At 75.2% G+C, this 15235-nt stretch carries 17 protein-coding genes; 13 read left to right on the top strand and 4 right to left on the bottom strand.

Annotated elements, in window-relative coordinates; translation table 11 throughout:
• Window positions 1–1540 (top strand): ATP-binding protein (locus AB0K34_RS19355; RefSeq protein WP_364550076.1); only part of this gene is annotated, 1540 nt, incomplete at its 5' end.
• Here AB0K34_RS19355 and AB0K34_RS19350 read toward each other — a convergent pair.
• The 4 genes from AB0K34_RS19350 to AB0K34_RS19335 form a co-directional block, all read right to left on the bottom strand.
• Entirely contained in the window at window positions 1537–2181 is a 645-nt protein-coding gene (locus AB0K34_RS19350) for a TetR/AcrR family transcriptional regulator (protein ID WP_138636961.1), read from the bottom strand. The two genes, AB0K34_RS19355 and AB0K34_RS19350, sit on opposite strands and share 4 nt — an antisense overlap.
• Window positions 2178–2573: an oxygenase MpaB family protein gene (locus AB0K34_RS19345; protein WP_205719269.1), complete on the bottom strand. Its 396-nt coding sequence runs from the start codon at window positions 2571–2573 to the stop codon at window positions 2178–2180. The genes AB0K34_RS19350 and AB0K34_RS19345 overlap by 4 nt, the downstream gene beginning before the upstream one ends.
• A 65-nt stretch (window positions 2574–2638) precedes the next feature.
• Entirely contained in the window at window positions 2639–3034 is a 396-nt protein-coding gene (locus AB0K34_RS19340) for an STAS domain-containing protein (protein ID WP_138636962.1), read from the bottom strand.
• Window positions 3035–3088: 54 nt separating this feature from the next.
• Window positions 3089–3979, bottom strand: a complete 891-nt coding sequence (locus AB0K34_RS19335) for a PaaX family transcriptional regulator C-terminal domain-containing protein (protein WP_205719270.1) — start codon at window positions 3977–3979, stop codon at window positions 3089–3091.
• A 122-nt stretch (window positions 3980–4101) separates the two neighbouring features.
• Here AB0K34_RS19335 and AB0K34_RS19330 point away from each other — a divergent pair, with 122 nt between their 5' ends.
• The 12 genes from AB0K34_RS19330 (at window position 4102) to AB0K34_RS19275 (ending at window position 15209) form a co-directional block, all read left to right on the top strand.
• Window positions 4102–5286, top strand: coding sequence for an ABC transporter substrate-binding protein (locus AB0K34_RS19330; protein WP_138636963.1), 1185 nt, complete (start codon window positions 4102–4104; stop codon window positions 5284–5286).
• The gene (locus AB0K34_RS19325; protein WP_138636964.1) at window positions 5283–6050 is read left to right on the top strand and encodes an ABC transporter ATP-binding protein; all 768 of its coding nucleotides are present in this window, start codon (window positions 5283–5285) and stop codon (window positions 6048–6050) included. Before AB0K34_RS19330 ends, AB0K34_RS19325 begins: the two co-directional genes overlap by 4 nt.
• Window positions 6047–6742 (top strand): ABC transporter ATP-binding protein, encoded by a 696-nt coding sequence (locus tag AB0K34_RS19320; RefSeq protein WP_240807669.1) that lies wholly within the window; start codon window positions 6047–6049, stop codon window positions 6740–6742. The genes AB0K34_RS19325 and AB0K34_RS19320 overlap by 4 nt, the downstream gene beginning before the upstream one ends.
• Complete coding sequence (locus AB0K34_RS19315) at window positions 6739–7602, top strand: branched-chain amino acid ABC transporter permease (protein ID WP_138636965.1); 864 nt, start codon at window positions 6739–6741, stop codon at window positions 7600–7602. The genes AB0K34_RS19320 and AB0K34_RS19315 overlap by 4 nt, the downstream gene beginning before the upstream one ends.
• A complete protein-coding gene (locus tag AB0K34_RS19310) occupies window positions 7599–8642 on the top strand; it encodes a branched-chain amino acid ABC transporter permease (RefSeq protein WP_364550072.1) in 1044 nt (347 codons plus the stop codon). Before AB0K34_RS19315 ends, AB0K34_RS19310 begins: the two co-directional genes overlap by 4 nt.
• 5 nt (window positions 8643–8647) lie before the next feature.
• On the top strand, window positions 8648–10153 hold the full coding sequence (locus AB0K34_RS19305) for a long-chain fatty acid--CoA ligase (protein ID WP_364550070.1): 1506 nt from the start codon (window positions 8648–8650) through the stop codon (window positions 10151–10153).
• Window positions 10150–10968, top strand: a complete 819-nt coding sequence (locus AB0K34_RS19300; RefSeq protein ID WP_138636968.1) for an IclR family transcriptional regulator — start codon at window positions 10150–10152, stop codon at window positions 10966–10968. The genes AB0K34_RS19305 and AB0K34_RS19300 overlap by 4 nt, the downstream gene beginning before the upstream one ends.
• Window positions 10969–11060: 92 nt before the next feature.
• The gene (locus AB0K34_RS19295; protein ID WP_138636969.1) at window positions 11061–12080 is read left to right on the top strand and encodes an aromatic ring-hydroxylating dioxygenase subunit alpha; all 1020 of its coding nucleotides are present in this window, start codon (window positions 11061–11063) and stop codon (window positions 12078–12080) included.
• On the top strand, window positions 12077–12247 hold the full coding sequence (locus AB0K34_RS19290; RefSeq protein ID WP_171069036.1) for a hypothetical protein: 171 nt from the start codon (window positions 12077–12079) through the stop codon (window positions 12245–12247). Before AB0K34_RS19295 ends, AB0K34_RS19290 begins: the two co-directional genes overlap by 4 nt.
• Before the next feature lie 90 nt (window positions 12248–12337).
• Window positions 12338–13387, top strand: coding sequence for an iron chelate uptake ABC transporter family permease subunit (locus AB0K34_RS19285; protein ID WP_205719271.1), 1050 nt, complete (start codon window positions 12338–12340; stop codon window positions 13385–13387).
• Window positions 13384–14409, top strand: a complete 1026-nt coding sequence (locus AB0K34_RS19280; protein ID WP_138636970.1) for an iron chelate uptake ABC transporter family permease subunit — start codon at window positions 13384–13386, stop codon at window positions 14407–14409. The genes AB0K34_RS19285 and AB0K34_RS19280 overlap by 4 nt, the downstream gene beginning before the upstream one ends.
• Window positions 14406–15209: an ABC transporter ATP-binding protein gene (locus tag AB0K34_RS19275; protein ID WP_138636971.1), complete on the top strand. Its 804-nt coding sequence runs from the start codon at window positions 14406–14408 to the stop codon at window positions 15207–15209. Before AB0K34_RS19280 ends, AB0K34_RS19275 begins: the two co-directional genes overlap by 4 nt.
• The last annotated feature ends 26 nt before the right edge of the window (window positions 15210–15235 follow it).

Below are 15235 nucleotides of genomic sequence, written 5' to 3'. Positions count from 1 at the left end.
GTTCGTGGTCGCCGCCGCGGCGTGGGCCGCGACCTGGTCGGCGGCCTGGAACGGCGGCGCGGCGCCGCTCGTGTCGGTGTTCGCGCAGTCGGTGTTCTTCGTCGCGATCGGCGTCGGCGTCGTCATCTACCCGGGCCGCCGCCCGGCGGGCGCCCCCGCCCGGCTGTGGACGGCCGCGGCCGTGCTGGTCATGGTCGGCGGGCAGGCGCTGCTGTGCGCGGTGTCGCGGCCCGAGTGGAACGGCTTCGCCGCCTCCGCGGTGTGGCCGTCGGTCCGGCCCGACGAGGAGGTGTTCCGCTGCGCGCAGCGCGCGGTGACGGTCGCGATGGCCGCGCTCGCCGGGGCGCTGGTGGTCATCCTCCTCGCGCGGGTGCCGCGGACCGGGCGGCTGGACCGGGCGTTCACCGTCCCGGTCGCGGCGGCCGTGACGGTCGGCGTCAGCGCCGCCCTGGCCGTCCAGGGCGCCCTGCTCGGCACCGCGGTCACGCTCGACGACGTCCTCGGCGTCTACTTCCTGCAGGGCTTCTGCGCGACGACGCTGCCGATCGTCTTCCTGTTCGCCGCGCTGCGCGCCCGGCTGGCGGAGCTGACCGTGGCCGAGCGGATGCACCGCCTCACCGCGCCCGTGTCGGTGGAGAAGGTCCGCGACGCCCTGCGCGGCGTCCTCGGCGACGCCGCCCTCGACCTGTGGCTGTGGGCGGACGGCGGCTACGTCGGCGTGGACGGCCGGCGGCCGGGCGCGCCGCACGGGCCGGGCCCGGGGCGCTGGCGGCACGAGGTCCGCACCTCGGGCGGGGAGCCCCTCGCCACCGTCGACCTCGCCGCCGCGCTGCGCGACCACGGGACGCTCGTCGAGGCGGCGCTGACCGCGGGCGGCCGGGCGCTGGAGACCGTCCGGCTGCAGGCCGCCGCGCGCGCCGCGCTCGAACAGGCCCGGGACGCGCAGGAGCGCCTCGTCCGGGTCCAGGCCGCCGAGCGCGAGCGGCTCGCCGCGGACCTGCAGCGCAGCGCCCGCGCCCGGCTCGGCGCCCTGGAGGAGACCCTCGCCCGGCTGGAGGGCGCCGCGGCGGATCCGGCGGCCCGCGAGCAGGCCCAAGGCTGCCGCCGCGAGCTCGCCGAGGCCGTCGCCGAGCTGGACGGCCTGGCCCGCGGCGTGCACCCGGCGATCCTCGCCGACGCCGGGCTGGCCCCGGCCATGGAGCTGGTCGCGGCCCGCGCCGCCGTGCCCGTCCGGCTCGACCTGCCCGCCGCGCGGTTCCCGCCGGAGGTCGAGACGACCCTCTACTTCGCGCTCTGCGAGGCCCTCGCCAACGCCGTGAAGCACGCCCGGGCGGACGCGGTCGAGGTGACCGTCCGCGCCGCCGCGGGCGAGGTCGTGGCCGAGGTCCGCGACGACGGAGCGGGCGGTGCGGCCCCGGTCCCGCGCGGCGGCCTCGCCGGCCTGACCGACCGCGTCCGCGCCCTGCGCGGCGAGGTCGCCCTGGAGAGCCCGCCGGGCGCCGGCACCACCCTGACGATCACCCTCCCGCTGCCGGGTTAGCCGCCGTCCCCGCCGGCCGGGGACGTCTGGACGATGGGCAGCAGGTAGTGGCGGGCGAAGGCGCGGGCGCCCTCGTCGTCGAGCGGGATGTGGCCCTCGGGGGTGAGGACGAGGGAGTGGGTGAGGCGCACCAGGATCTCGGCGACGAGCTCGGGGTCGACGCCGGCGGGCGCGGCGCCGAGGCGCTGCGCCGTGCGCAGCCGGCCGGCGAGGTAGCCGCGGGCGGCGGCGAGCAGCGGGCCCGCCTTGACCGTGGAGTGCGGCAGGATCAGCTCGGGCTCGACGACCATCAGGCGGGTGATCAGCCGCTGCTCGCGGCTGATCCGCAGCGTGACGGCGAACCCCTCGACGAGGCGCTCCTCCAGGGTGGGCAGCGCGGCGACCGCCTCGTCCAGCTCGGCGAAGAAGCGCCGCGCCTCCCGCAGCAGGACGCCGGTGACGAGGTCGCCCTTGGTGGGGAAGCGCCGGTAGATGGTGGCGCGGCCGAGCCCGGACTCGCGGGCGACGTCGTCCATCGTGGTGCGGCGCGGGCCGTAGGTCTCGAAGGAGCGCAGGGCGGCGTCGAGGATCCGGTCGGTCTGGGGCTCGCTCCGCGGCCCCTCGGTGAGGAGGCTGCGCAGGAGTTCGTCGTCGGTGGTCATCGTGCGGCCGACTCTAGCCGCCGCCCGCCCGCCGGGCCCGGCGCATGGCGCGGAGGGCGACGGGGGAGCGCGGGAGGTGGCGGTCGGTGATGCCGAGGGCCGGCGCGAGGTCGCGCCACTCGCCGAGCAGCGCCGCCTCCTTGACCGGGCCGAGGGGGCGGCCGAAGACGCACTGGGTCGACCATGCCGTGGTACAGGGTCGCGTGCACCCACAGGTACGCCTCGGGGTTCAGCGGGTGGTAGCGGCGCCCTGCGGCGTCCACGCCCTTGATGCCCTTGTGGATCTCGCGGAGCCGGTCCGTCTCGGCCCGGCCGGGGATCGCGCCGGCGGGACGGGCCGCCGGGGCGGCGGAGTCGGTCGGAGGGCCGGCGGGAGTGTCGAGGTGTGGCATGGGCCCTCGCTCGTGAGACGACAATACGAAATCCGTATCATCGTATGCCGGGGGCGGCGGGCGGGCTAGTCCGCGGCGAGCGCGTCGAGGGCCTGCTCGGCGGTCGGGTGCGCGACGAGGTGCCGGTCCAGGCCGCTGCGCTCGATGATCGTCCGGAAGCGGCGGTCCAGGTCGGCCAGCACGAACTCGCCGCCGGCCCGGTGCGCGGCCTTCCAGATGATGATGAGCGCGTTGAGGCCGGAGGAGTCGCAGAACCCGACCCCGCCGGCGTCCAGGACGACCCGCGGCGGCGACGGCACCTCCCGCATCTCGGCGAGGACGTGCTCGCGCAGCCGCTCGGCCGTGAGGATGGTGAGCTCCCCGTCCGCCTCCACGAGCAGGCAGGGGCCGCGGAGCTCGCTGCGGACGTGCAGCGCGTCGGCCGCGGCGTGGTCCGAGGTGTCACCGGCCCCGAGAGACATGCTGATCACCTTCCGTCGATCCCCGGGCACGCGACGTACCCGCGAGAGCGCGGATCATGCAGTCGCGCCGCCCGGCCGGCCCACCGGCACGTACTCGATCGCGGCGTCGGCGAGGCGCCGCGCGGTGCCCTCGTAGCGGTCCCGCAGCTCCAGCAGCACCTGCTGGCCGCGGACCGCGGGCCACCCGGCGGGCAGGTGCTCGACCGGCAGCCGCGGGTCGGCGCGCACGAGCTGCAGCCACTCGGTGGTCATCCACAGGTAGCGGGCGAGGTCGTCGGGGGCGTGCGGGAGCGGGTCGGCGCGGTCCCAGCGGTCCAGGAACGCGCGGTAGCCCTGGGCGAGGCCGTCGAGGTCGAACGCCTCGCGGAGCATGTGCGGGACGTCCGTCGGCTCCTCGGCCGGGCCGGCGAACACCTTCAGATGCCCGTTCAGGTTGAGCCCGGCGACGATCGGCCGGACGTCCACCCGGGACGGGGCGATCCAGGTGCCGTTGCCGAGCGACCCGAACCCGGCCCAGGTCAGCCGGGCGCGCAGGTCGTGCCGGACGCGCTGCCACGACTCGGGCATGGAGAACGCGAGGACGGTCCAGCTGCCGTCCCAGTCGGTGTTGAGCACGCCGCGCCGCCAGACGCGGTCCTCGCCGTCGTGCAGGATCCCCTCCGAGCGCGGGGTGAGCCCGAAGTGCATGCGGCGGCCCTCGCGGTGCCGCGCCAGCAGGCCCCGGCCGACCATCCGGGTCAGCGTCGAGCGGACGGCGTGCTCGCCCACGCCGAGCCGGGCGAAGGTGTCGATGAAGCTGCCGGAGAACACGGCGATGTCGCGTCCCAGCACGTAGTTGCCGAGGTAGGTCAGCATCAGCGACTGAGGCCGGAGCCTCGGGGACGGCTCGTCGGACGGCACTGGCCCGGCCGCGCTCTGTGCACTCAACCGTTCGGCTCCCGTCATCCCGCCAGCGTAACGACGGCGGCGGGGTCGCGGTGACCGCCGTCACGCTGATGTTGGGCAAATCATTGACTGCCGTGAAGAATACGCCTAACTTCGGGGCACGCCCACCCCGGGAGGTCCCAGTGCGCAAACTCGTCCCCCTTCTCGCCGCCACCGTCCTCGCCGCCGCCGCGTGCGGCTCGGGCGGTGGGTCCGGCGCCGGATCCACCCTCAAGATCGGCTTCATCGAGTCGCTGACCGGCAACTACGCGCCGCTCGGCGGCGAGGCGAAGAAGACCGTGGAGCTCGCCGTCGAGCAGCTCAACGGCGCCGGCGGCATCGACGGCCGGAAGATCGAACTGATCACCCTCGACGACAAGACGGCACCGGACCAGGGCGTGCTGCACTTCAACAAGCTGAAGTCCGAGAAGGTCACCGCGATCATCGGCTCGACGTTCTCCAACGTCGGCCTCGCCGTGGAGCCGCTCGCCGAGCGCGAGCGGATCCCCTACATCTCGCTGGCCCCCGCCGACGAGCAGGTCGACCCGGTCCGCAAGTACACCTTCGTCGTCCCGGCGATCTCCTCGACCTACGCGCAGGCGATGCTCGGGTACTTCAAGGCGCACCAGATCACCAAGGTCGCGGTCGCGTACGACACCAAGAGCGCCTACGCCAAGGCCGGGTTCGCGGGCATGAAGGAGTACGCGGGCCAGTACGGCGTCCAGATCGTCAAGGAGGAGACCTACGAGACGACGGCGTCCGACTTCAGCCCGCTGTTCACCCACGTCCGCGACTCCGGCGCGCAGGCCCTGGTCGCGTGGGCGAGCGGCGCGCCCGGCGTCACGCTGGCCAAGCAGTACCCCTCGTCCGGGCTGAAGCTGCCGCTCTACATGACCGGCTCGCAGGCCAGCAAGCTGTGGCTCGACCCGGTCGGCAAGGCCGCCGAGGGCGTGTACGTCCAGTCCGCGATCGGCGTCGTCGGCGAGCACCTGCCGGACGGGAAGCTCAAGCAGTCCGTGCAGGAGATGTCCGTGCCGTTCAAGCAGAAGTACGGCTACGAGCCCCCGCAGTTCGCGATGGACGGCTACGCCGGCGTCAAGCTGCTCGCCGCCGCGATCGACAAGGCCGGCACCGACCGGGAGAAGATCCGGGACGCGCTGGAGGGCCTCACCCTCGTCACCCCGTGCGGCCAGTACACCTACTCCAAGACCGACCACTCCGGCCTGAAGCCCACCGACATCTCGATGAACCAGGTCAAGGACGGCGAGCTCGTCCCCACCGAGTGGTCGCTGAAGCAGCTCGCCGAGACCGCGAAGGCGGCCGGATGACGACCCTGCTGGAGATCGGCGCCGTCGGTCGCGCGTTCGGCGGCGTGTACGCCGTCCGCGACGTGGCGATGGCGGTCGCCGAGGGCGAGACCCGCGCCGTGATCGGCCCCAACGGCGCGGGCAAGTCCACCCTGTTCAACCTGATCAGCGGCCATCTCGCCGCCGACCACGGCACCCTGTCCTACGCGGGCCGCCGGATCGACCGGCTGCCGCCGCACGCCCGCGCCCGGCTCGGCGTCGCGATCGTGTTCCAGGGCGCCCGGCTCTTCCACGGCATGACCGCGCTGGAGAACGTCATGGTCGGCGCGCACGCCCGCACCCGGCACGGCTTCGCCTCCGCCGTGCTCCGGCTCCCCGCGCACCGCCGCGAGGAGGCCGCGATCAGGGCGGACGCCCTGGCCGCGCTCGACCGGGTCGGGCTGCGCGACTGGGCGCACCGCTCCGCCGACGTCCTGCCGCTCGGCCAGCAGCGGTCGCTGCAGGTGGCGCGGGCCCTGTGCGCCCGCCCCCGGCTCCTGCTGCTGGACGAGCCAGCGTCCGGCCTGCGCGCCGCCGAGCGGGAGGCCCTCGCGCAGCTGATCGAGGGCCTGCGCGCGGAGGGGCTGACGATGATGCTCGTCGAGCACGACGTCGCGTTCGTCTCCCGCCTCGCCGACCGGGTCGCCGTCCTGGACCTCGGCCGCCTCATCGCCGAGGGCACCCCGTCCGAGATCCGCGACGACCCCGCCGTCATCGCGGCCTACCTCGGGAAGGAAGCCGCGTGAGCGCCGTGATCGAGGTGGAGGACCTCGTCGTCCGGTACGGGACGGCGACCGCGCTCGACCGGGTCGGGCTGACCGTGCGGGCCGGGGAGCTGGTCGCGCTCATCGGCCCGAACGGGGCGGGCAAGACCTCGCTCGTCAACGCGGTCCTCGGCGTGCTGCGCCCGGCGGCGGGACGGGTGGACCTGCGCGGCCGGGTCGCGCTCGTCCCCGAGGGCCGGCAGATGTTCGACGACCTGACCGTCGAGGACAACCTCGTCCTCGGCGCGTGGCGGCGCCGCCGCGCGAAGGGGGCGCGCGACACCGCGCGCGTGTACGAGGTGCTGCCGCAGCTCGCCGACCTGCGCCGGCGGCGGGCCGGGTCGCTGTCGGGCGGGCAGCAGCAGATGGTCGCGTTCGGGCGGGCGCTGATGGCCGAGCCCGACGCGATCGTGGTGGACGAGCTGTCCCTCGGCCTCGCCCCGCTCGTCACCGCCGACCTCGCCGAGCACCTGCGCGCGCTGAACGCCGAGCGCGGCCTCGCCGTCCTGCTGATCGAGCAGAACGCGCGGCTGGCGCTGGACCTGTGCGGGCGCGGCTACGTCCTGGAGGCGGGCCGCGTCCGCGCCGAGGGCACCGCCGCCGAGCTCGCGGCGGGTCCCGACGTCGCCGACGCCTACCTCGGCGGGCGCGGCGGCACCGAGGGGGAGACATGAGCGCCTTCCTGCAGTACCTCATCTCCGGGGTCGCCACCGGCTGCGGCTTCGCGCTGCTGGCGAGCGGCCTCGTCGCGATCCACCGGGTGACCCGGGTGGTGAACTTCGCGCAGGGCATGTTCGCCGTCGTCGGCGGGATGGCGGCCGGGTCCCTGCTGGCGGCCGGGCTGCCGCACGGCGCCGCCGAGGCCGCCGCCGTCGCGGTGGCGGGCCTGGTCGGGCTCGCGGTCGGGGCCGCCGCCACCGGCAAGCGCGGGACGTCCCCGCAGTCGGCGCTGATCGTCACGCTCGGGGTCGGCTTCCTCGCCTACGCGGTGGAGATCATGATCTGGGGCGACAACCCGCGCTCGCACGCCGGGCTGCGCGGCGCCGTCACCGTGTTCGGCGCGCACGTCCAGCAGCAGTCGTTCCTCGTCATCGGGGTCGCCGCCGCCGTGTTCGCGCTGCTCGCGCTGTTCTTCGGCCGCACCTACCCGGGCAAGGCGCTGAGCGCGTGCGCGTCCAACCCGTACGCGGCGCGCACCCTCGGCATCGACCCGCTGAAGATGGGCCTGCTCGCGTTCGCGCTCGGCGGGATGCTCGGCGGCCTCGCCGGGGTGCTGCTCACCCCGCTGCAGCCCATCTCCTACAACAGCGACGTCCTGCTGATCACCAACGGGTTCGCGGCGGCGGTGCTCGGCGGCCTGAACCGCCCGGTCGTCGCGCTCGCCGGCGCGCTGACGCTCGGCGTCGCCGAGGCGATGGTCGCGGGCTACGGCGAGGCGTCCTACCAGACCGTCGTCGCGCTGGCGCTGATGCTGGCCATCATGATGGTGCGGGCCTCGCGGAGGACCGCGCTGCAGGAGGAGGCCGCCCGATGAGCGTGTCCGTCCGCAAGAACCGGCCGGCGGCCGGGGCCGCCGCGCCCGCGTCCCGGCGGCGGCCCGGCCCGGGCGCGCTCGCCGCGGCGGCCGTCGCCGCCGCCGCGCTGCTCGCCCCGGTGGTGCTGCCCGCGACGCAGGTCTCGGTGTACGTCCTGCTCCTGCTGGCCGCGACCGTGGTCGTCGGGCTGTCGATGCTGATGGGGTACGCCGGGCAGGTGTCGCTCGGCCAGGCGTCCTTCACCATGATCGGCGGGTACACGGCGGCGCTGACCGCGACGCACGGCCTGCCGACCTGGCTCGGGCTGCTGCTCGCCCCGGCCGCCGCCGCGGCGTGCGCCGCGCTCGTCGGCGTCCCGCTGCTGCGGCTGCGCGGCCACCAGCTCGCGTTCGCGACGCTCGCCATCCAGCTGATCCTGCTCAGCCTCGTCGGGCGGCAGGAGTGGACGGGCGGCGACATCGGCCTGCAGGGCGTGCCGCGGCTCCGGATCGCCGGGTACGAGTTCGCGAGCGAGGTCTCCTACGCCTACCTGGCACTCGCCGCGCTCGGACTGGTCGTGCTGGTCACCCGGCACATCGTGGCGTCACGGCCGGGGCGCGGGCTGCGGGCGCTCGCGACCAGCGAGGTCGCCGCCGCCTCCTCCGGCGTGCCGGTCGCCGCCTACAAGCAGGTGGTGTTCAGCCTGTCGGCCGCGTTCGCCGGGCTCGCGGGCGGCGTCTACGCCTTCTACATCGGCTACGTCGCGCCCGGCTCGTTCCCCGTCCTGCTGTCGTTCGAGTACGTCGTGATGGTCGTCGTCGGCGGCGCCGGGACGATCTGGGGCGCGCTCGCCGGGGCCACCGCCATCACCCTGCTGCTCCAGCTGCTCAACGACATCGGCACCCGCGAGGGGATGCCCGCGTCGGCGCCCGCCGTGCTGTCCTACGCGGTCTACGGGCTGCTGCTCATCGCGGTCGTGCTGTTCCTGCCGAAGGGGCTCGTGCCGTCCGCCGCCGCGTGGTGGGATCGCCGCACGGCCTCGAAACCGACGGAGGGGTGACGCGCATGCGCAACGAAGGACTCGGGTCGTGGCCCGCGCGCCGGGCCCGCAAGACCCCGCGGGCGACCGCCCTCGTCCACGAGGGGGCCGCGCTCACCTACGCCGGCCTGCTCGACCGGGTCGCGCGCCTCGCCCGCGCGCTGCGCGGGCTCGGCGTCCGGCCCGGCGACCGGGTCGCCTACCTCGGCCCGAACCACCCGTCGTTCCTGGAGGCGCTGTTCGCGACCGGGATGCTCGGCGGGATCTTCGTCCCGCTCAACACCCGGCTCGCCGGTCCCGAGATCGCCTACCAGCTGGACGACTCGGGCGCGTCCGTGCTCGTCCACGCGCCGTCGCACGCGGAACTGGTCGAAGGGCTTCCCGGCGGCGGCCCGGTGCGGGAGCGCGTCGCGCTCGGCGGCGGGTACGAGGACCTCCTCGCCGGCGCGGACGGCGACCCCCTGGACCTGCCCGTCGCGCTCGGCGACCCCTGCATGATCATGTACACGTCGGGGACGACCGGGCGGGCCAAGGGCGCGACGCTCACCCACGGCAACATCACCTGGAACGCGATCAACGTCCTGATCGACCACGACCTGGTCGCGGGCGAGGTGGCGCTCGTGTCGGCGCCGCTGTTCCACACCGCCGGGCTCAACATGCTCACGCTGCCGGTGCTGCTCAAGGGCGGCGCGTGCGTGCTCGTCGCCGCGTTCGACCCGGCCGCGACGCTCTCCCTGGTGGAGGAGCACCGGGTCACGTTCATGTTCGGGGTGCCGACGATGTTCGAGCGCGTCGCCCGCGAACCCGGGTGGGAGGCCGCCGACCTGTCCTCGCTGCGCATCCTGACCTGCGGGGGCGCGCCGGTGCCGCCGTCTCTCATCGAGACCTACCAGCGGCGGGGGCTGACGTTCCTCCAGGGCTACGGCATGACGGAGGCCGCCCCCGGTGTGCTGTTCCTTGACGCCGAGCACGCGGTGCCGAAGGCCGGCTCGGCCGGGGTGCCGCACTTCTTCAGCGACGTGCGCGTGGTCGGCCCCGGCATGGCGGACGCGGCGCCCGGCGAGACCGGCGAGGTCGTCGTGCAGGGCCCGCACGTCATGAGCGGCTACTGGGGGCGGCCCGCCGATACCGCCGCCGTGCTCCGCGACGGCTGGTTCCACAGCGGCGACGCCGCCCGCCTCGACGCGGACGGCTACGCCTACATCGTCGACCGCATCAAGGACATGATCATCTCCGGCGGCGAGAACGTGTACCCGGCGGAGGTCGAGCACGCGATCCTCGCCGCCAACCCCGGCGTGGCGGAGTGCGCGGTCATCGGCGTCCCGGACGCCGCCTGGGGCGAGGCGTGCCGCGCCGTGCTCGTCCCGCGCCCCGGCGCCGAGGTGAGCCCGGCGGAGGTGATCGCGTCGCTGTCCGGCAGACTGGCCCGCTACAAGATCCCCAAGTCGGCGGTCCTCGCCGCGGAGCTTCCGCGCAACGCCGCCGGGAAGATCCTGAAGGCGCGGCTGCGGGAGGAGTACGGCGACCCATGACGGCGGGCGGCGGGAGCGCGCGGCCCCCGGCCGGCGGCGGCCGGCCGACGGTCACCAGCCGCGTGCTGGACATCCTGGAGGCGTTCTCCGCCGAGCGCGACGCGCTCACCATCACCCAGATCAGCCGGCGCGCGGGCCTGCCGCTGTCCACCGCGCACCGGCTGGTCGGCGAGCTGGCGTGCTGGGGCGCGCTCGAACGCGACGCCGCCGGGCTGTACCGGATCGGGCTGCGGCTGTTCGAGGTCGCCGCGCTCGCGCCCCGCGGCCCCGCGCTGCGCGCCGCCGCGATGCCGTTCCTGGAGGACCTGTACGAGGCGACGCACGAGAACGTCCACCTCGCCGTCCTGGACGGCCTCGACGTCGTCTACATCGAGCGGATCTCCGCCCGCGACGCCGTGCACGTCCTCTCCCGCGTCGGCGGGCGGTGGCCCGCCCACGCGACGGGCGTCGGCCTCGCGCTGCTCGCGCACGCCGACCCCGCGCTGCAGGAGCGCGCCATCGCCGCGCCGCTGCGCCGCTTCACCGACCGGACGATCGGCACCGGCGCGGAGCTGCGCCGCGTCCTCGCCGAGGTCCGCCGCGCGGGTGTCGCCATCAGCGACGGCCAGGTGGAGACGTTCGCCCTGTCGGTCGGCGCGCCCGTCTACGGCCCGGACGACACCGTCGTCGCGGCCGTCGCGATCGTCGTGCCGTCCGACGGGTGGGACGCGCGGGCGCTGATCCCCGTCGTGCGCGCGAGCGCCCGCGGCATCTCCCGCGCGCTCGGCGCGCCCCGCGCCCTGCGCCCGCCGGAGACCGCGCTGCACAACCGCTGACCTGTTCTTCCGCTGGACGGAATCGGTGTGGCCCGGGTCACCCGCCCGCCGCGATGGTCGTCGTGACCCTGCCATCCACGGAGGAGCGACCCATGGTCTTCGCACGCAACCAGTGGTACGTGGCCGCCTACGGCCGGGAGGTCGGCGACGGCCTGCTCGCCCGGACGATCTGCGGCGAGCCCCTCGTCCTGTACCGGACGCGGGCGGGGGAGGCGGTCGCGCTCGCCGACCGCTGCGTGCACCGCCGCTTCCCGCTGTCGGAGAGCAACCGGGACGGCGACCGGATCGTCTGCGGCTACCACGGCTTCACCTACGCGCCCGACGGCGTGTGCGTCGCGGTGCCGGGGCAGGCCCGCGTCCCGCGCACCGCCCGCGTCCGCGCCTACCAGGTCGTCGAGCAGGACTCGTTCATCTGGGTCTGGATCGGCGACGGCGAGGGCGACGCGTCCGCGATCCCGCGCGCCGCGTGGTTCGACTCGCCGGAGTACACGACCGTCCGCGGGATGGAGCCGCTCGCCGCCCGCTACGGGCTGCTCGTCGACAACCTCCTCGACCTGTCCCACGAGACCTACCTGCACGCCGGCTACATCGGCACGCCGGAGGTGGCGCAGACCCCGATCAACACGGAGGTCGACGAGGAGGCGGGCATCGTCTACGTGAGCCGCCGCATGAAGGACGTGGAGTGCCCGCCGTTCTACTCCGAGTCGACGGGCATCGAGGGGCGCATCGACCGCTGGCAGGACATCGAGTACCACCCGCCGTGCCTCTACCTCCTGCACAGCCGCATCGCGCCGACCGGCGTGGAGCCGGGCCCCGACGGCGACGACTCCCGCGCGTTCCACGTCGAGGTCGGCTACGCCATCACGCCCGAGACGGAGACGAGCACGCACGACTTCTGGCTGGTCGCCCGCGACTTCGCCCTGGACGACGAGAAGGTGTCGGAGTTCCTGGCCGACAGCAACCGCACGGTCGTCCTCCAGGACGTGGAGGCGCTGAACATCCTGGAGAAGGTCATCGCGTCCGAGCCGGAGGGCTACCAGGAGCTGTCCATCAACATCGACACCGGCGGCCTGGCCGCCCGCCGCATCCTGGCGCGGCAGACGGCCCGATGAGCGCGGCCCGGGGCGCGGGCCCCGCGGCGGGCCGGCTGCGGGTGGAGTGGTCGCCGGGCTCCGACACCCTCACCGGAATCTGCCACTGCGGCGCGCAGCACACCGCCGAGGACCCGATCGAGATCTGGGCGTGGCTCCTCGCGCACCCGGACCACCCCGCGCCCTGACCTGCCCCCTTGCGGCGTCGTCGCCGGGGCCGCCACATTCTCCGACGAGCCGCCTTCACCGGGATAGTTAGCTTAGGCTAGCCTCATACCGTGCTGTCCCCCGCGCGAACCGGCCCGCCGCGATCCCCGGCGAAGCGAGGCGGGCGGCGCGGCGCCCACCGGATCTGGCTGCCCCTGCTCGCGGCCGTGCTCCTCGCGACGGTGGTGGCGAGCCTCGCGATCGGCGCCGGGGACGTCCCGCTCGGGCGGGTCCTGCCGGGCGTGTTCGGCCCGGACGACGGGTCGCGGGCGGAGCTGATCGTCCACGAGCTGCGGCTGCCCCGCACGCTGCTCGGCATCGCCGTCGGCGCGGCGCTCGGCCTCGCCGGCGCGGTGATGCAGGCGCTCACCCGCAACCCGCTCGCCGAGCCGGGGCTGCTCGGCGTGAACGGCGGCGCCGCCTTCGCGGTCGTGCTCGTCATCGGCCTCGCCGACGCCGGCGACCCGCTCGTCTACGTGTGGGCGGCGTTCGCCGGCGCGGCGGGCGCGGCGGTCCTCGTCTACATGATCGGCGCGCGGGGGCGGGGCGGCGCGTCGCCCGCGCGGCTGGTGCTCGCCGGCGCCGCCCTCAACGCCGTGTTCAGCGCGATGACCGCCGGGGTCATGCTGTTCACCCCGGCCAACTTCAACGGCTTCCGGTTCTGGCAGGTCGGCTCGCTCGGCGGGCGGGAGCTCGCGGTGTTCTACCGCGTGCTGCCGTTCGTGCTGGCGGGAGCGGTCCTGGCGCTGCTGCTCGCCCGCCCGCTGAACGCCCTCGGCATGGGCGACGAGGCGGGCCGCGCCCTCGGCTCCCGGCCCGGCCGGACGCGGGCGCTCGGCGCGCTCGCCGTGGTGCTGCTGTGCGGGTCGGCGACGGCCGCGGCCGGGCCGATCTGGTTCCTCGGGCTCGCCGTCCCGTTCATCGTCCGCGCCGCGGCCGGCCCCGACCAGCGGCTCGTGCTGCCGTACTCGCTGCTGCTCGCGCCCGTGCTGCTGCTCGGCGCCGACATCATCGGCCGGGTCGTCGCGCCCGGCGAACTGGAGACCGGCATCGTCACCGCGTTCCTCGGGGCGCCGCTGTTCGCGGTGATGGTCCGGCGGGGGAGGACGCGCGACCTATGAGAGTGCTGCGCGCGGGCGGCGTGTCGCTGCGGTGGGAGCCGCGGGCGGCGGCGGTGTGCGGGGTGCTGGCGGCGGTCGCGGCCTGCGCGGCCGTCCTCGTCGTCGGATCGGGGGAGTTCCCGATCTCGCCGCCGGACGTGGTCCGCGCCGTCGTCGGGCACGGCGACCGCGCCACCGAGTTCATCGTCCGGACGCTGCGGCTGCCGCGCGCCGTCACCGGGCTGCTCGCCGGGCTCGCGCTCGGGCTCAGCGGCGCGATCTTCCAGAGCATCTCCCGCAACCCGCTCGGCAGCCCCGACCTCATCGGCTTCACCACCGGCTCGGCGACCGGCGCGCTGCTGCAGATCCTCGTCTTCGGCGGCGGCGCCGTCGCCATCACTGTCTCGTCGGTCGCCGGCGCGGTGGTCACCGCCCTGGCCGTCTACCTGGTCGCCTACCGGCCCGGCGGCGGCGTGCACGGCGTCCGGCTGGTGCTGATCGGCGTCGCGGCGGCGGCGATGCTGGAGGCGTTCAACTCCTACCTCATCACCCGCGCCGAGCTGCGCGAGGCGTACGAGGCCGCGTTCTGGCTCACCGGCAGCCTCAACGGGCGCGACTGGGACCAGGCCGTCCCGCTGGCGCTCGCGCTGGCGGTGCTCGTCCCGGCGGCGCTGCTGCTCGCCCGCCCGCTCGGCATGGGGGAGCTGGGCGACGACGCGGCGCAGGCGCTCGGCGTGCCCGTCCAGCGGACCCGCGCGCTGCTCACGGTCGCGGGGGTCGGCCTCGTCGCGGCGGCGACGGCGGCGGCCGGGCCCGTCCCGTTCGTGGCGCTCGCCGCGCCGCAGCTCGCCCGCCGGCTGACCCGCCGCCCCGGCGCGCAGTTGCTGCCCGCCGCGCTGACGGGCGCCGCGCTGCTCGCCTGCAGCGACCTCATCTCGCTGCACCTGCCGGTCGCGGTGCCGGTGGGCGTCGTCACCGGCGTCCTCGGCGGCGTGTACCTGGCCTGGCTGCTGTCCACCACCGGACGGAAGGGGACGACATGACCCGGCTGCGCGCGGAGGACCTCACGCTCGCCTACGAGAAGCGCGTCGTCGCCGAAGGGCTCGGCGTGGAGATCCCGGACGGGTCGTTCACCGTCATCGTCGGGCCGAACGCGTGCGGGAAGTCGACGCTGCTGCGCGCCCTCGCCCGGCTGCTGCGCCCCCGCGCCGGCACGGTCTACCTGGACGGCGAGCCGATCGCGGCGCTGCCGCCGAAGCGGCTCGCGCGGCGGCTCGGGCTGCTGCCGCAGTCGCCGCTCACCCCGGAGGGCATCACGGCCCGCGACCTCGTCGCCCGCGGCCGCTACCCGCACCAGAGCCTGCTGCGCCAGTGGTCGCGGGAGGACGAGGCGGTCGTCGCCGAGGTGATGGACGCGGTCGGCGTCACCGACCTCGCCGACCGGGTGGTGGACGAGCTGTCCGGCGGGCAGCGCCAGCGGGTGTGGCTCGCGCTCGTCCTGGCCCAGCAGACCGGCATCCTGCTGCTGGACGAGCCGACGACGTACCTGGACATCGCCCACCAGATCGAAGTCCTCGACCTGTGCGCGCGCCTCCACGAGGAGGGCCGCACGCTCGTCGCGGTGCTGCACGACCTCAACCACGCCTGCCGCTACGCCACCCACCTGATCGCGATGCGGGACGGCGAGGTGCTCGCCGAGGGGCCGCCCGCCGAGATCGTGACGGCCGGTCTGGTGGAGCGGGTGTTCGGGCTCCCGTGCCGCGTCATCCCGGACCCGGAGACCGAGACGCCGCTGATCGTCCCGGCCGGGCGGCGGCGGGCGTTGACGGCCGAAACCCCCTGAATTAGGTTAGCCTTACCTAATTTTGA

It is taken from the genome of Actinomadura sp. NPDC049382, assembly GCF_040677125.1.
GTDB lineage: Bacteria > Actinomycetota > Actinomycetes > Streptosporangiales > Streptosporangiaceae > Spirillospora > Spirillospora geliboluensis.
Note: the sequence above shows the minus strand (reverse complement) of the source record. Positions and strands in the feature narration are given on the sequence as shown.

Bases quoted from the DNA above. Each gene is read 5' to 3' on its own strand.
- AB0K34_RS19295 (WP_138636969.1), top strand. From the start codon at position 11,061: ATGGTCTTCGCACGCAACCAGTGGTACGTGGCCGCCTACGGCCGGGAG.
- AB0K34_RS19335 (WP_205719270.1), bottom strand. From the start codon at position 3,979: ATGACGGGAGCCGAACGGTTGAGTGCACAGAGCGCGGCCGGGCCAGTG.
- AB0K34_RS19300 (WP_138636968.1), top strand. From the start codon at position 10,150: ATGACGGCGGGCGGCGGGAGCGCGCGGCCCCCGGCCGGCGGCGGCCGG.
- AB0K34_RS19315 (WP_138636965.1), top strand. From the start codon at position 6,739: ATGAGCGCCTTCCTGCAGTACCTCATCTCCGGGGTCGCCACCGGCTGC.
- AB0K34_RS19280 (WP_138636970.1), top strand. From the start codon at position 13,384: ATGAGAGTGCTGCGCGCGGGCGGCGTGTCGCTGCGGTGGGAGCCGCGG.
- AB0K34_RS19345 (WP_205719269.1), bottom strand. From the start codon at position 2,573: ATGCCACACCTCGACACTCCCGCCGGCCCTCCGACCGACTCCGCCGCC.
- AB0K34_RS19340 (WP_138636962.1), bottom strand. From the start codon at position 3,034: ATGTCTCTCGGGGCCGGTGACACCTCGGACCACGCCGCGGCCGACGCG.
- AB0K34_RS19290 (WP_171069036.1), top strand. From the start codon at position 12,077: ATGAGCGCGGCCCGGGGCGCGGGCCCCGCGGCGGGCCGGCTGCGGGTG.
- AB0K34_RS19310 (WP_364550072.1), top strand. From the start codon at position 7,599: ATGAGCGTGTCCGTCCGCAAGAACCGGCCGGCGGCCGGGGCCGCCGCG.
- AB0K34_RS19325 (WP_138636964.1), top strand. From the start codon at position 5,283: ATGACGACCCTGCTGGAGATCGGCGCCGTCGGTCGCGCGTTCGGCGGC.
- AB0K34_RS19350 (WP_138636961.1), bottom strand. From the start codon at position 2,181: ATGACCACCGACGACGAACTCCTGCGCAGCCTCCTCACCGAGGGGCCG.
- AB0K34_RS19305 (WP_364550070.1), top strand. From the start codon at position 8,648: ATGCGCAACGAAGGACTCGGGTCGTGGCCCGCGCGCCGGGCCCGCAAG.
- AB0K34_RS19275 (WP_138636971.1), top strand. From the start codon at position 14,406: ATGACCCGGCTGCGCGCGGAGGACCTCACGCTCGCCTACGAGAAGCGC.